The following is a 13435-nucleotide window of genomic DNA, read 5'->3' on the forward strand; positions in this document are numbered from 1 at the left end:
GACCGGTGGTCAGGGGCGGTGCCGTTGCCCGGCCCGAAGACGAAACGCCTCGAGTGTCCGGGGTACTCAGGCGAGCTCGTGCAGGAGGAACGCGGCGAGGAAGCCGATCGTCGCCCACAGGCCGGTGAGCGCGTGCTGCTCGTCGAACGCCTCCGGGATCATCGTGTTGCACACCATCGCGAGCAGGCCACCCGCGGCGATCGTCGTGATGAGCGCGATGAGGTTCGGCGACGCCGACTGGAACGCGACGTAGCCGAGCACCGACGCGACGACGGTGATCAGCGCGATCCCGCTCCACAGCAGGGCGACGTACCTCCCGCTCGAGCCGCCGCGCTTGAGGGCGGCGGTCGAGCCGAGTCCCTCGGGGAAGTTGCTGATCGCGATCGCCGCGACGATCGGGATGCTGATCCCGCCCTGCAGCACCGACAGGCCCATGACGATGGACTCCGGGATGCCGTCGATCAGCGCGCCGACAGCGATCACCAGACCCGCTCCGCTCACCGCCTGCGCTCCGGCGCGGCGGGCGACGATGCTCGCGGAGACCTCGGAGCCGTCGGAGTACCCGGTCACCGAGGAGGCATCGATCTGAGGCGGAGCGGCGGCCGCCCGCTTGCTGCGTCGAGAGATCAGCTGGTCCGCCACGATGTAGAGGATCGCGCCGCCCAGGAACCCGACGGTCGTCGGCACGAGACCGCCGTCTGCCGCGGCTTCTTCGACGAGCTCGAATGCCAGCGTCGAGATGAGCACGCCCGCGCCGACGGCCATGATCCCGGCGACGATGCGCTGCGGGATGTCGACGTACCACGCGACCGCGGCCCCGACGAGCAGCGCTCCGCCGCCGATGAGTCCGCTCAGGGCAGCGAGCCAGAGTCCTTCCATGGCGCCAAACTAGTGGCCGCGCGCACGGATGCCGCGGCGAAACGCGTTCGCCGCGGCATCCGTGCGTCCGCGGAGGAGCTCAGACCGGGGCGGCCTCACGGGCGCGCAGGTCCTTGCGGAGGATCTTGCCGGCGCTGGACTTAGGGATCGCCTCGATGAACTCCACGCGGCGCACCTTCTTGTGCGGGGCGACGTGCTCGGCGACGAAGGCCATGACCTCGTCCTCGGTGAGGCCGGAGTCGGGGGCGGCGACGATGAAGGCCTTGGGGATCTCCTGCTTGTCGTCGTCGAGCACGCCGATGACCGCGGCATCCATCACCTTCGGATGGCCGAGCAGCAGCGCCTCGAGCTCGGCGGGAGCGATCTGGTAGCCCTTGTACTTGATGAGCTCCTTGACCCGGTCGACGATCGAGAAGTAGCCGCCCTCGTGGTAGACGGCGATGTCGCCGGTGTGGAGGAATCCGTCGGCATCGAGCGTCTCGGACGTCGCCTGCGGCTGGTTCAGGTAGCCGAGCATGACGTTGGGTCCCTTGACCCAGAGCTCGCCCGCCTTCGTGACGCCGTCCGGGCCGAGCTCGGTGATCTCCTCGCCCGTCTCGGTGTCGATGAGCTTGTTGAGCGTGTTGGGCAGCATCACGCCGACCGAGCTGACCGGGATGTCGTAGCGGTCCACCGGCATCGCGTGCGAGACGGGGCTCAGCTCGCTCATGCCGTATCCCTGCATCATGCGCGCGTTGATGCGGCGCCCCGCCGTCTCGGCGGTCTCGCCGTCGAGCGGGGCCGCTCCCGAGAACACCGTGCGGACGCTCGAGATGTCGAACTGGTCGACGATCGGGTGCTTGGCCAGCGCGACCGCGATCGGCGGCGCGATGTACAGGTAGGTGCACTGGAACTTCTGGATGTTCGTGAGGAACTCGACGAGGTCGAACTTCGGCATCGTCACGAGGCTCGCACGCTGACGCAGCGCGAGGTTGAGCAGCACCGTCATGCCGTAGATGTGGAAGAAGGGCAGCACCGCCAGCACGCGGTCGGTCTCGGCGAGGTCGAGCGCGACGCGGCACTGTGCGACGTTCGCGACGAGGTTCTGGTGCGTGAGCATCACGCCCTTGGGGATGCCGGTCGTGCCCGATGAGTAGGGGAGCACCGCGATGTGCGTCGCCGGGTCGAACGAGACGTCGGGTGCGGGCGCGCCCTCGGTGAGCAGCTCCCGGAGGTTCGGGTGACCCGAGGCGCCGTCGAGTACGATGACGCGTTCGTGGGGGATGCCGACGGCCTCGGCGGCGGCCTGGGCCTGGGGGAGGAGCGGGCTCACGGTGACGAGCCAGGTGGCCCCGGCATCGCGCAGCTGCTTCTCGATCTCGCCCGCCGTGTACAGCGAGTTGACGGTCGTCACGGTGGCGCCCGCGCGCAGGATGCCGTGGAACACCGTCGCGAAGGCGGGAACGTTCGGGCAGAGGAGGCCCAGCACGGTCCCGACGCCGACGCCGCGAGCGGCGAGCGCGCCCGCGAAGAGGTCGATCTGCCCGCGCAGCGCGCCGTACGTGGTCTCGGCCCCGGTCGCGGGATCGATGAGCGCGATGCGCCCCAGCTCCTCGTCGGTCAGGCTCGCGAAGAGGTAGTCGTAGACGTCGAGTTCGGGAATCTCGATATCGGGTTCGGGACTGGTGAACACCGGATCTCCTTCGATCGGGCGGCATGACGGTCGTCGTCGGCGGGCCCAGGCCCGGCCGTGCGACCATCATGCCACCCGCATCGAGGATTGTGGAACGCGATTCCGCGATGGGTGGGACGCAGTCTCACCCCTGCACCGCGCCCGGCCATCCCCTCCGGTGGCCGGGCGCGTGCCGGTTCAGTGCGCGAGTGCGGGCTGGCGGCCGCCGGCGGCCAGGCGCTCCGCGGCGAGGCCCTCGGCGGCCTCGAGCGGCGTGACGCCGCGCGAGGAGGCCTCGTCGAAGATGCGGCGCACGGTGTCGCCGATCTGGCCCACGCGCTCCATGATCTCGGTGCGCGTGCCCAGGTGCTTCGCCTCGAGGTCGAGGTAGATCACGCCGCCCGCGTTGACGACGAAGTCGGGGGCGTACAGGATGCCGCGACCGGCGAGGCGGGCCGCGCCGCTGTGGTCGGCGAGCGGGTTGTTCGCGGGGCCGCACACGGCCTTCGCGTCGAGGGCGTCGATGACCTCGTCGGTGAGGAGTCCGCCGATGCCGGCCGGCACGAACACGTCGGCGGGGACGAGGTGCTCCTCGCCCGGGGCGATCCACTCCGCACCGAGTTCGGTGGCGAGGTCGCGCTTGGCGGGGTTCACGTCGGTCACCGTGAGGCGCGCGCCCTCGGCCGAGAGGCGCACCGCGAGACGGCTGCCGACCTGGCCGAGGCCGGAGATCGTGATGCGGCGTCCCTCGACGTCGGCGGTGCCTGCGACGCGCTCGAGCGTCGCGCGCAGCGACTCGTACACGCCGAGGCTCGTGGGGCCGGCGGGCTCGCCCGAGCCGCCCACGGCGTCGGGCAGGCCCACGACGTGCTCCGTGCGCTCGCTGACGACGAGCATGTCCTCGGTTGTCGAGCCGACGTCCTCGGCGGTGCGGTACAGCCCGTGCAGCGACTCGACCGCGTCGCCGAGGTCGAGGAACGCGGCGCGGCGCCGGTCGGTGTCGAGCGTGGTGCCGGGAGGCAGGGCGATGACGGACTTGCCGCCGCCGGCGTCGAGGCCGGCCGCGGCGTTCTTGAGGGTCATGGCGGCCGACAGACGCAGTGCGTCGCCGAGGGCGTCGCTCCAGTGAGGGTACGTCCACAGGCGCGCGCCGCCGAGGGCGGAGCCGAGCACGGACGAGTGGAGCGCGACGGCGATGAACAGGCCGCTGCGGCGGCCGGTGATCACCTCCACCCGCTCGTGTGCGAAATCGGGCAGGGGCAGGGTGTGCGTCATCGCGGTTCTTCCTTCGGCGGGCCTCGTGGGCAGTGCGCTGCGGACGCCGCGGCGTTGCGGCATCCATTCTCATTGGACACCGATTCTGCGAATTGTTCAACCGTGTCGACGGCGAGTGGGCACATTGCGTGGTCATCGGCGTGAGTTCTGCACACGCGTCAGCAGTGTGTGCGCCGTCGGTAGCATCGACGGATGCCAGACGCCTACACCCACGGCCACCACGAGAGCGTTCTGCGGTCGCACCGCTGGCGCACCGCCGAGAACTCCGCGGCATATCTGCTGCCGCACCTCGGGCCAGGCGTCTCGGTCCTCGATGTGGGCAGCGGGCCCGGCACGATCACCGCGGACCTCGCGGCCCGCGTCGCACCGGCTCGCGTGGTCGGGACGGATGCCTCGGCCGGCGTCGTCGCGCAGGCCGCGGCCGACCACGCGGCGCCGAACCTGTCGTTCGAGGTGGGTGACGCGTACGCGCTGCCCTTCGACGACGGCGGCTTCGACGTCGTGCACGCGCACCAGGTGCTGCAGCACGTGGATCGACCGGTCGATATGCTGCGCGAGCTCGGGCGCGTCGCCGGCCCCGACGGCGTGGTCGCCGCGCGCGACGTCGACTACGAAGGCGTGATCTGGTACCCGCTGATCCCCGCGCTCGACGAGTGGCTCGCGCTGTACCTGGCGACGCACCGCAGCGTCGCGGGCGAGCCGGCGGCCGGACGCCGGCTGAAGGCGTGGGCGCAGGAGGCCGGTCTCGGCGACATCCGTGCCACGGCCTCGCTGTGGCTCTTCGAGGACGAGGCCGACCGCGCGTGGTGGGGCGGGATGTGGGCGGACCGCGTGCTGCAGTCGGCGTTCGCCGATTCGGCGCGCGCGACCGGCGCCGACGACGCGCTGCTGCACCGCATCTCGGACGGCTGGCGCGAATGGGCGGCATCCGACGACGGCTGGCTCCTCATGCCCCACGGCGAGATCCTCGCGCGCGGACCGCGTCGTTAGGCTGAGCCGGTGACCATCCCCGACTCGCTCCCCGCCCGCAGTCGCCTCGTCCACGATGCGATCCGCGCCGCCGGCATTCCCGGCGACATCGTGGTGCTTCCGGATGCCGCCTCCACCGCGGTCCTCGCCGCCCAGGCGCTCGGGGTCGAGGTCGGTGCGATCGCCAACAGCCTGGTGTTCTACAGCGATGGCGCACCACTGCTCGTGATGACGAGCGGCGCGCACCGCGTCGACACGGCGGCGCTCGCCGAGCGCCTCGGCCACGGGAAGATCCAGCGCGCGACGCCCGAGCAGGTGCGAGACGCCACCGGCCAGGCCATCGGCGGTGTCGCGCCGACGGGGCATCCGTCGGCGCTCCGCACGATCGTCGACGAGGACCTCGCGGGCTACCCCGAGATCTGGGCCGCCGGCGGTACGCCGCACACCGTCTTCCCGATGACCTACGACGAACTGGTGCGCCTGACGGGCGGCACCGTCATGAAGGTCGACTGACACCCGCACCCGACCGCTCTACCCCTGCGCGCTACGCTCTGTGCGATGCGCGCTGCGCCGTGCGCCGTCGGGGGCGCCGCAATCGTGGCGAGACCTCACAACAGCACCGGACCAGCGGGGATGCCGGTGCTATCGTGCGGTCTCATCGCGAAAGGCCCCACCCAGATCCCGGGTCAGCGCACGCGGGCGCGGCCAATGCGGCGCTCGAGTTCGGCGGCGGCCGTGGTGGCTGCGGCAGCGAGGTCGTCGGGCGCACGGTCGCTCTCCTCGGGCCAGGTCACCGCGATGGCCGCGGCCGGCCAGCCGGCGTGGTCGCGCACGACCACGCCGATCGAGCGCAGTCCGAGGGTGACCTCGCCGTCCTCGGTCGCATAGCCCCGCTCCCGCACGCCGCGGAGCAGCTCCCGCAACTCTCCCGGCCGCTGGGGGCCCCGGCCCGTGCGGTCCGCGAAGGCCGCGGCATCCGGGAACAGCGCCCGCACCTGCTCGCGCGGCAGCGCCGCGAGCATCGCCCGGCCCGTCGCGGTGAGGTGTGACGGCAGGCGGACGCCGACATCCGTCACCAGCGCGGGCCGGCGCGGCGCGCGCTCCTCGACGATGTACAGCACGTCGCGCCCGTGCATGATCGCGAGGTGCGCGCTCTCGCCGGCGCGATCGACGAGGTCGGCGAGCACGGGGCGGCCGAGCCGCGCGAGCGGCTCCTGGCGCGAGTACCCGCCGGCGAGCTCGAACGCGGCGATGCCGAGCCCCCAGCGTCGCTCCTCGGGCAGGTGCACGACGAACTGGTGCTCCTGCAGCGCCGCGAGCAGGTGGTACACGGTGGAGCGCGGGAGCTCCAGCGCGGTCGCGATCGTGCGCGCCGGGACCGGCCCGCGCTGGCGTGCGAGGTACGACAGGATCCGCAGCGTCTGGTCCGCGGCGGGCACCTGGGGTCTCGTGCCGCTGTCTGGAATCACAGACAGAGGATGCCACGACCCGCTGTCGCGCGCCACCGCACGGGTGTGGAATCGGAGCATGACCATCGTCACGCCCACCTCCGCCACCGACGTCGCCGCCGTCACCGTCGGCGCGGCGCCGCTGCGTCCCGACGAGGTCGTCGCCGTCGCCCGTCACGGTGCCCCCGTCGAGCTCGCCCCCGAAGCCCTCGCCCGCGTCGCGGCGACCCGCGCCCTCGTGGAGGGCCTCGCCGACGACCCCGAGCCGCACTACGGCATCTCGACCGGCTTCGGCGCCCTCGCCACCACGTTCATCGCCCCCGAGCGGCGCATGCAGCTGCAGGCCAGCCTGATCCGCTCGCACGCGGCGGGCACCGGCCCCGAGGTCGAGCGCGAGGTCGTGCGCGCCCTCATGCTGCTGCGCCTGCAGACGCTGGCGACGGGTCACACGGGTGTCCGCCCCGTCGTCGTGGAGACCTACGCGGCGTTGCTCAACGCCGGCATCACGCCGATCGTGCGCGAGTACGGCTCGCTCGGCTGCTCGGGCGACCTCGCGCCGCTGTCGCATGTCGCGCTCGCCGCGATGGGCGAGGGGCGTGTGCGCACCGCGACCGGCCAAGAGGTCGACGCGGCCGAGGCGCTGGCGGCAGCATCCGTGACCCCGCTCGTGCTGCGAGAGAAGGAGGGACTCGCGCTCATCAACGGCACCGACGGCATGCTCGGGATGCTGCTGCTCGCCCTCCACGATCTCTCGGTGCTGCTCGACACGGCCGATGTCGCCGCGGGCATGTCGGTGGAGTCGCAGCTCGGCACGGATGCCGTGTTCGCCGCCGACCTGCAGGCGCTGCGTCCGCAGGTGGGGCAGGCCGTCTCGGCCTCGAACCTTCGGGCCGTGCTCGCGGGCTCGGGGATCATGGCGTCGCACCGCGACCCCGCCGTCTGCACCCGCGTGCAGGACGCGTACTCGCTGCGCTGCTCGCCGCAGGTGCACGGCGCCGCCCGCGACACCGCCGACCACGCGCTGCTCATCGCCTCGCGCGAGCTCGCCGCGGCCGTCGACAACCCCGTGATCACCGACGACGGGCGCGTCGAGTCGAACGGCAACTTCCACGGCGCGCCGGTCGCATATGTGCTGGACTTCCTCGCGATCGCGGTGGCCGACGTGGCCTCGATCTCGGAGCGCCGCACCGACCGCGCCCTCGACCGCGCGCGCAGCAACGGCCTGCCTCCCTTCCTCGCCGACGAGGTCGGCGTCGACTCGGGCTTGATGATCGCCCAGTACGCCGCGGCGGGGATCGTCTCGGAGCTGAAGCGGCTGGCGGTTCCGGCATCCGTCGACTCGATCCCGTCGTCCGCGATGCAGGAGGATCACGTGTCGATGGGGTGGGCCGCCGCGCGCAAGCTGCGTCGGGCGATCGACGGGCTCTCGCGCGTGCTCGCGATCGAGGTGCTCACCGCCTCGCGCGCCCTCGACCTGCGGGCGCCGCTCGAGCCGGCAGCTGCCACGGGCGCCGTGCGCGATCTCGTGCGCACCGTCGCCGGGGGGCCCGGCCCCGACCGCTACCTGTCGCCCGAGATGGAGGCCGTGACCGTGCTCGTCGCGTCGGGCGCCGTCGCGGCGGCCGCCTACCAGACCACCACGAAGGAGTGACGATGTCCGTTCCGACAAGCTCAACGACCGCGCCGGCCGCGCGCGGGCTCGGCGAAGGGGCGGTGCGCGCGCCCCGTGGCCCCGAGCGCACCGCCAAGAGCTGGGGCGCCGAAGCCGCCAAGCGCATGCTCATGAACAACCTCGACCCCGAGGTCGCCGAGCACCCCGAGGACCTCGTCGTCTACGGCGGCACCGGGCGCGCGGCCCGTTCATGGGAGGCGTTCGACGCCATCGTCCGCACGCTCGACGAGCTCGAGCCCGACGAGACGCTGCTCGTGCAGTCGGGAAAGCCGGTCGGCGTCTTCCGCACGCACGAGTGGGCACCGCGCGTGCTGATCGCCAACTCGAACCTCGTGGGGGACTGGGCGACGTGGCCCGAGTTCCGCCGCCTCGAGGAACTCGGCCTCACGATGTACGGCCAGATGACCGCGGGGTCGTGGATCTACATCGGCACGCAGGGGATCCTCCAGGGCACGTACGAGACGTTCGCCGCCGTCGCGCGCTCCCTCGCCGAGAGGAACGGAACGGATGCCGCGACCGCGAGCCTCGCCGGAACCCTCACGCTCACCGGCGGCGCCGGGGGCATGGGCGGCGCGCAGCCGCTCGCCGTGACCCTCAACGGGGGAGCGGTGCTCATCGTCGACGTCGACGAGTCGCGCTTGGCCCGCCGCGTCCAGCACGGCTACCTCGACGAGTACACGACCGACCTCGACGCCGCTCTCGCGCGCGTCGTCGCGGCGAAGGAGGCCGGCGAGGCGCTGTCGGTCGGTGTCGTGGGCAACGCCGCCGAGGTGTTCGGCGATGTGCTGCTGCGCCACCGCGCGGGGGAGGTCGCCGTCGACATCGTCACCGACCAGACCAGCGCCCACGACCCGCTGGCGTACCTGCCCGTGGGCATCGCGTTCGAGGACTGGAAGGCCGAGGCGGCCCGTGACCCCGAGGGCTTCACCGCCCGGGCGCGCGGCTCGATGGCCAAGCATGTCGCGGCGATGGTGGGATTCCAGGACGCCGGTGCGGAGGTCTTCGACTACGGCAACTCGATCCGCGCCGAGGCGCAGCTCGGCGGCTTCGACCGGGCGTTCGCCTTCCCGGGTTTCGTTCCCGCCTACATCCGCCCGCAGTTCGCCGAGGGACGCGGACCGTTCCGCTGGGTCGCGCTCTCGGGAGACCCCGAGGACATCCGCAAGACCGACGAGGCCGTCAAGGCGCTTTTCCCCGACAATGCGGGGCTGGTGCGCTGGCTCGACAAGGCCGGCGACGCGGTCCACTTCGAGGGCCTCCCGGCGCGCATCTGCTGGCTCGGCTACAAGGAGCGCCACCTCGCGGGACTGAAGTTCAACGAGATGGTCGCCTCGGGCGAGCTGTCGGGACCGATCGTGATCGGCCGCGACCACCTCGACGCCGGCTCGGTCGCGAGCCCGTACCGCGAGACCGAGGCCATGGCCGACGGATCCGACGCGATCGCCGACTGGCCGCTCCTCAACGCGCTTCTCAACACGGCGTCGGGTGCGGCCTGGGTGTCGATCCACCACGGCGGCGGCGTCGGCATCGGCCGCAGCATCCATGCCGGTCAGGTGACCGTGGCCGACGGCACCCCGCTCGCCGCGGAGAAGCTCGAGCGCGTCCTCACGAACGACCCCGGCACCGGCGTCATGCGCCACGTCGACGCGGGGTACGACCGCGCGAAGGAGGTCGCGCGCGAGCGCGGCCTGAACGTGCCCATGCTCGGTGACTGACGGACGGATGCTGTGACCACGACGCTCATCACGAACATCGGCGAGCTGACCACCAACGTCGCCGCCGACGGCGATGCGCTCGGCACGCTCCACGACGCCGCCGTGCTGCTCGTGGGTGACCGCATCGCCTGGATCGGCCCCGCGTCCGCCGCCCCCGCCGCCCACGCCGCCCCCGCCGCTCTCGACCGTGAGACGACAGTCGGAGGACGAGACCGTGGGGTTCACCCCGGGTCTCGTCCCGACCCTGTCGCCTCACTGGGCGGGGAGCGGGTTCACATCGTCGACGCCGGGGGCCGTGCGGTCATCCCCGGATTCGTCGACAGTCACACGCACCTGGTGTTCGGGGGCGACCGCGCCGACGAGTTCGAGGCGCGCATGACCGGTACGCCGTATGCCGCAGGGGGCATACGGCGTACCGTCGCGGCGACGCGCTCCGCGAGCGACGAGGAGCTGCGGGCGCGCCTCGCGGGCTTGGTGGCCGAGCTCCACCGTCAGGGGACGACGACGTTCGAGATCAAGACGGGCTACGGACTCACCGTCGCCGACGAGGAGCGGCTCGCTCGCCTCGCCGCAGAAGTCACACCCGAGGTCACGTTCCTCGGTGCGCACGTCGTGCCCGCCGAGTACAGCGAGCGACGCGAGGAGTACGTCGCGCTCGTGTGCGACGCGATGCTCCGCTCCTGTGCTCCTCACAGCCGGTGGATCGACGTGTTCTGCGAGCGCGGCGCCTTCACGCCTGACGAGTCGCGGCGCATCCTCGCCGCGGGCGTCGCGCACGGCCTCGAGCCCCGTGTGCACGGCAACCAGCTCGGACCGGGCGAGGGGGTGGGTCTCGCCGTCGAGGTGGGCGCAGCATCCGTCGATCACTGCACGTATCTGTCCGACGACGATGTCACCGCGCTCGCGGGATCGACCACGGTCGCGACGCTGCTGCCGGGCGTCGAGTTCTCGACCCGCCAGCCGTACCCCGACGCGCGGCGCCTGATCGACGCGGGCGCGACCGTCGCCCTCGCGAGCGACTGCAACCCGGGGTCGAGTTTCACGAGCTCGATGCCCCTCATGATCGCGCTCGCGGTGCGCGAGATGGGGATGACGCCCGCCGAGGCGGTGTGGGCCGCGACCGCCGGCGGCGCGAAGGCGCTGCGCCGCGACGACGTGGGCGCACTCGCCCCGCGGATGCGCGCCGACCTCGTGATGCTCGACGCGCCGACCCGCGTGCATCTCGCGTACCGCCCCGGTGTGCCGCTCGTGCACACCGTGTGGATCGGCGGCGCCGCGTCCGCATGAAGAGGAGCCGCCCGGCACGAGGCCGGGCGGCTCCTTGTCGACGGCCGCGTCAGGGCGCGGCGAGCTGGGCGACGTCGTCGGGCGCGAGCGCCGAGCTCCACACGCTCAGCTCGTCGACGTCGCCGCGGAACGGGGTGTCCCACCAGTTGACGCCGAGGGCGAAGACGTTGCCCGGTCCCGAGAGCGCATCGGGGAAGCCGGTGCCCTGGAAGCGCAGCTCTCCGTCGATGTACACGGAGACTGCGCCCGAGTCGACGACGAACGCGACGTGCGACCACTCGCCGAGAGGCAGGCTGCGTCCGGTGCCCGCGTCGTACCACTGCGCTCCCGACCACAGCATGGTCGAACCGCCGACGCCGTCGTGGCCGCGCGGGACGAGGCTCACCCACGACGTCGGGCTCGCCGCCCCGAGGAACGCGGTCGTGTAGGGCGTGAGCGCCTCGGGCCGCAGCCAGAGGCTCACCGAGTACGAGGAGCCTTGTACGAGGCCATCGGGCAGCCGCACACCCGCGGTGCCGTCGAGGTGCAGCGCGCCGCCGTCGATGCCGTCGGCGACGAACGTCGCCGGGCCCGCCGCGGGCGCGTCGATGCGCGCTCCGGTGGGCACCGCGTCGGAGAAGGCCCCTGCCGCGTCGGCCAGCGAGCCGTCGAGCGCCCAGGCGCCCGCGAGCACACCGGGAGTGCGCGCGAGGACGACGACGTCGAAGGCGACGGATGCCTCGGCCCCGCCGTTCTCGATGGTCGCAGTGAGCGTGGCGTGTGCGTCGGGCTCGCCGATGCCCGGCCGCGTCACCGTCCCGTCGACATCGACGGTGCCCGCGTCGGAGGTCGCCCACGTGATGGTCGTGCCGCCCGTGCCCGACGTCGGCAGCACCAGGTCGACCGTCACCCCCGACGTGTCGCCGAGCGAGAGGTCGGCGGCGACGGCGTCCACCGCTGCGGCACCGGCCGGCTCGACGGACTTGCGTCCCCACAGTGTGACGCCTCCCTCCGAGACCGCGGTGAAGCCCGTCGACCATGCCTCAAGGTCGGGATCCCAGACGGGCGCGAACACGCCCCGGTAGACCACGCCGTCGACGGTGAGGGTCGCGCTGTGCTGCCCGGTGAGCTTCCAGTCTCCGTCCACGGAACCCGTGATGCGCCCGGTCTTGCCGAAGGAGACGTCGGATGCCTCGGCCGCCGCCGCCGTGATGTCCTTGCCCATGTCGACCAGTTGCCACGTGCCGACCACGTCGTCGCGCTTCACCTTGCCCGCTGTCTCACCCGCGTAGCGCATCGGTGAGACCACCGGCCAGCCGTCGGCGTTCATCCACATCTGGTGCACGCGCACCTCGTGCAGCTCCCCCGTGCCGGGGAAGCGTGCGTGGAAGACCATGAACATGCGTCCTGTGCCGGGGTCGCGGTACCACGACGTGTGACCGGGGGAGACGTAACCGGTGCCGGCGCCGGTGCCCGGGTCGCCGAGCTCGCGGCCGAAGAGGTGGCCGCCCATCAGCTTGACGCCGTACGGCTCGATCGTTACGTCGTCGAACAGCGGCAGGGACGGGTCCGCCTTCACCTCGCGCATGTCGTTGCCCTGCGCATCGAGATACGGACCGGTCACGGACTTCGAGCGCGCCACGCGCACGTCGTACCCGCCGGTCACCCCCAGGCCGCCGAACGACAGGTACAGGTAGTAGTAGGCGGTCTCGGCGTCGTACTGGATGGTGGGGGCCTCGATGCGGCTGTGGTTCCCGCCGACGAGGTGCGTGCCGTAACCCTGTCCAGGCAGGGGCGCGCCGGTCGCGGCATCCATCTCGAGCAGGAAGATTCCGCCCGAGTACGAGCCGTAGACCATCCACAGCTTGCCGTCGGCGTCGTAGAACGCGTCCGGGTCGACCGTGTTGGGGTGCCGGCGCGCGTCGTACACCTCGCCGGGGTTCTCGGACTCTCCCTCCATGCCGCTCTTGAGCAGGATGCCGTGGTTCTCGTACGGACCGTCGACGGTGTCGGAGGTGGCGAGCCCCAGTGCCGACCGCGGAGACGACCCCTCGCACGCGTTGTAGTACATCGCATAGCGGCCATCGGGCAGCTGGATGACGTCCGCGGCCCACAGGGTGGAGGTCCGCGCCCACTCGAAGGTCTCGGCGAGCTCGGTGTAGATGTCGTCGAAGAGCGCGTTGTCGGGCTCTTGCGACAGATCGGTCGTGTGCTGCTGCCACGACATGAGGTCGGACGTGTGCGCCGAAGCGCCGTGCGAGCCGAACGCCCAGATGTCCTCGCCGGAGGTGACGATCGACGGATCGTGCACGGTGACGTCGTCGAACACAGGGGCGGGCAGCGGAGCCGGCGGTTGCGCCCAGGCGGGCCCCGCGCTCAGCGCGCCCGCGACGAGCAATCCGGCAGTGGTCAGGGCGAGCGCGGTGCGAGGGCGTGCGCGGCGCGTCATGGGGTCTCCAGTTCGACAGTGGACGGGATGGACGGATGCCTCGACTCGGCGCCGAGTCGGAGGACCGTCGAAACGCAATCTACAACGATGTAGAGTCCGAGTACAACGATG

10 protein-coding genes are annotated in these 13435 nt (G+C 72.1%); 5 read left to right on the top strand and 5 right to left on the bottom strand.

The annotated features are described in order from the left end of the window. Positions 1 to 66 precede the first annotated feature (66 nt). The 3 genes from Q9R33_RS05870 to Q9R33_RS05880 all read right to left on the bottom strand — a co-directional run bounded on the left by Q9R33_RS05870 (position 67) and on the right by Q9R33_RS05880 (position 3805). Entirely contained in the window at positions 67 to 879 is an 813-nt protein-coding gene (locus Q9R33_RS05870) for a ZIP family zinc transporter (RefSeq protein WP_310245737.1), read from the bottom strand. A gap of 79 nt (positions 880 to 958) precedes the next feature. Continuing rightward, the gene (locus Q9R33_RS05875; RefSeq protein ID WP_311293134.1) at positions 959 to 2551 is read right to left on the bottom strand and encodes an AMP-binding protein; all 1593 of its coding nucleotides are present in this window, start codon (positions 2549 to 2551) and stop codon (positions 959 to 961) included. Positions 2552 to 2728: 177 nt separating this feature from the next. Continuing rightward, positions 2729 to 3805: a Glu/Leu/Phe/Val dehydrogenase dimerization domain-containing protein gene (locus tag Q9R33_RS05880; RefSeq protein ID WP_311293135.1), complete on the bottom strand. Its 1077-nt coding sequence runs from the start codon at positions 3803 to 3805 to the stop codon at positions 2729 to 2731. A 192-nt stretch (positions 3806 to 3997) separates the two neighbouring features. On the opposite strand from Q9R33_RS05880, the gene Q9R33_RS05885 reads away from it, so the two are divergent. Together Q9R33_RS05885 and Q9R33_RS05890 are read left to right on the top strand one after the other, a co-directional pair. Continuing rightward, complete coding sequence (locus Q9R33_RS05885; protein WP_311293136.1) at positions 3998 to 4795, top strand: methyltransferase domain-containing protein; 798 nt, start codon at positions 3998 to 4000, stop codon at positions 4793 to 4795. A 15-nt stretch (positions 4796 to 4810) separates the two neighbouring features. Beyond that, complete coding sequence (locus Q9R33_RS05890; protein WP_311293264.1) at positions 4811 to 5287, top strand: YbaK/EbsC family protein; 477 nt, start codon at positions 4811 to 4813, stop codon at positions 5285 to 5287. 173 nt (positions 5288 to 5460) lie between these two features. Here Q9R33_RS05890 and Q9R33_RS05895 read toward each other — a convergent pair whose 3' ends face one another. Further along, positions 5461 to 6213: an IclR family transcriptional regulator gene (locus Q9R33_RS05895; RefSeq protein ID WP_311293137.1), complete on the bottom strand. Its 753-nt coding sequence runs from the start codon at positions 6211 to 6213 to the stop codon at positions 5461 to 5463. 88 nt (positions 6214 to 6301) lie between these two features. On the opposite strand from Q9R33_RS05895, the gene hutH reads away from it, so the two are divergent. Genes hutH through hutI form a run of 3 tightly spaced genes read left to right on the top strand, consistent with a single transcriptional unit; the run spans position 6302 to position 10896 of the window. Then, positions 6302 to 7873 (top strand): histidine ammonia-lyase, encoded by a 1572-nt coding sequence (gene hutH / locus Q9R33_RS05900; protein ID WP_311293138.1) that lies wholly within the window; start codon positions 6302 to 6304, stop codon positions 7871 to 7873. 2 nt (positions 7874 to 7875) lie between these two features. Continuing rightward, the gene (locus Q9R33_RS05905; RefSeq protein ID WP_311293139.1) at positions 7876 to 9609 is read left to right on the top strand and encodes a urocanate hydratase; all 1734 of its coding nucleotides are present in this window, start codon (positions 7876 to 7878) and stop codon (positions 9607 to 9609) included. 12 nt (positions 9610 to 9621) lie between these two features. Next, positions 9622 to 10896: an imidazolonepropionase gene (hutI, locus tag Q9R33_RS05910; RefSeq protein WP_311293140.1), complete on the top strand. Its 1275-nt coding sequence runs from the start codon at positions 9622 to 9624 to the stop codon at positions 10894 to 10896. Between the two features lie 49 nt (positions 10897 to 10945). On the opposite strand, the gene Q9R33_RS05915 is transcribed toward hutI, so the two are convergent. After that, positions 10946 to 13324, bottom strand: coding sequence for a LamG-like jellyroll fold domain-containing protein (locus Q9R33_RS05915; protein ID WP_311293141.1), 2379 nt, complete (start codon positions 13322 to 13324; stop codon positions 10946 to 10948). Positions 13325 to 13435 lie beyond the last annotated feature (111 nt).

The sequence above is a fragment of the Microbacterium sp. PRC9 genome (assembly GCF_031844125.1).
Classification (GTDB): Bacteria; Actinomycetota; Actinomycetes; order Actinomycetales; family Microbacteriaceae; genus Microbacterium.

Excerpts from the sequence above, each read along its gene's own strand:
- Q9R33_RS05870 (WP_310245737.1), bottom strand. The coding sequence starts at position 879 with ATGGAAGGACTCTGGCTCGCTGCCCTGAGCGGACTCATCGGCGGCGGA.
- Q9R33_RS05880 (WP_311293135.1), bottom strand. The coding sequence starts at position 3,805 with ATGACGCACACCCTGCCCCTGCCCGATTTCGCACACGAGCGGGTGGAG.
- Q9R33_RS05885 (WP_311293136.1), top strand. The coding sequence starts at position 3,998 with ATGCCAGACGCCTACACCCACGGCCACCACGAGAGCGTTCTGCGGTCG.
- hutH (WP_311293138.1), top strand. The coding sequence starts at position 6,302 with ATGACCATCGTCACGCCCACCTCCGCCACCGACGTCGCCGCCGTCACC.
- Q9R33_RS05905 (WP_311293139.1), top strand. The coding sequence starts at position 7,876 with ATGTCCGTTCCGACAAGCTCAACGACCGCGCCGGCCGCGCGCGGGCTC.
- Q9R33_RS05915 (WP_311293141.1), bottom strand. The coding sequence starts at position 13,324 with ATGACGCGCCGCGCACGCCCTCGCACCGCGCTCGCCCTGACCACTGCC.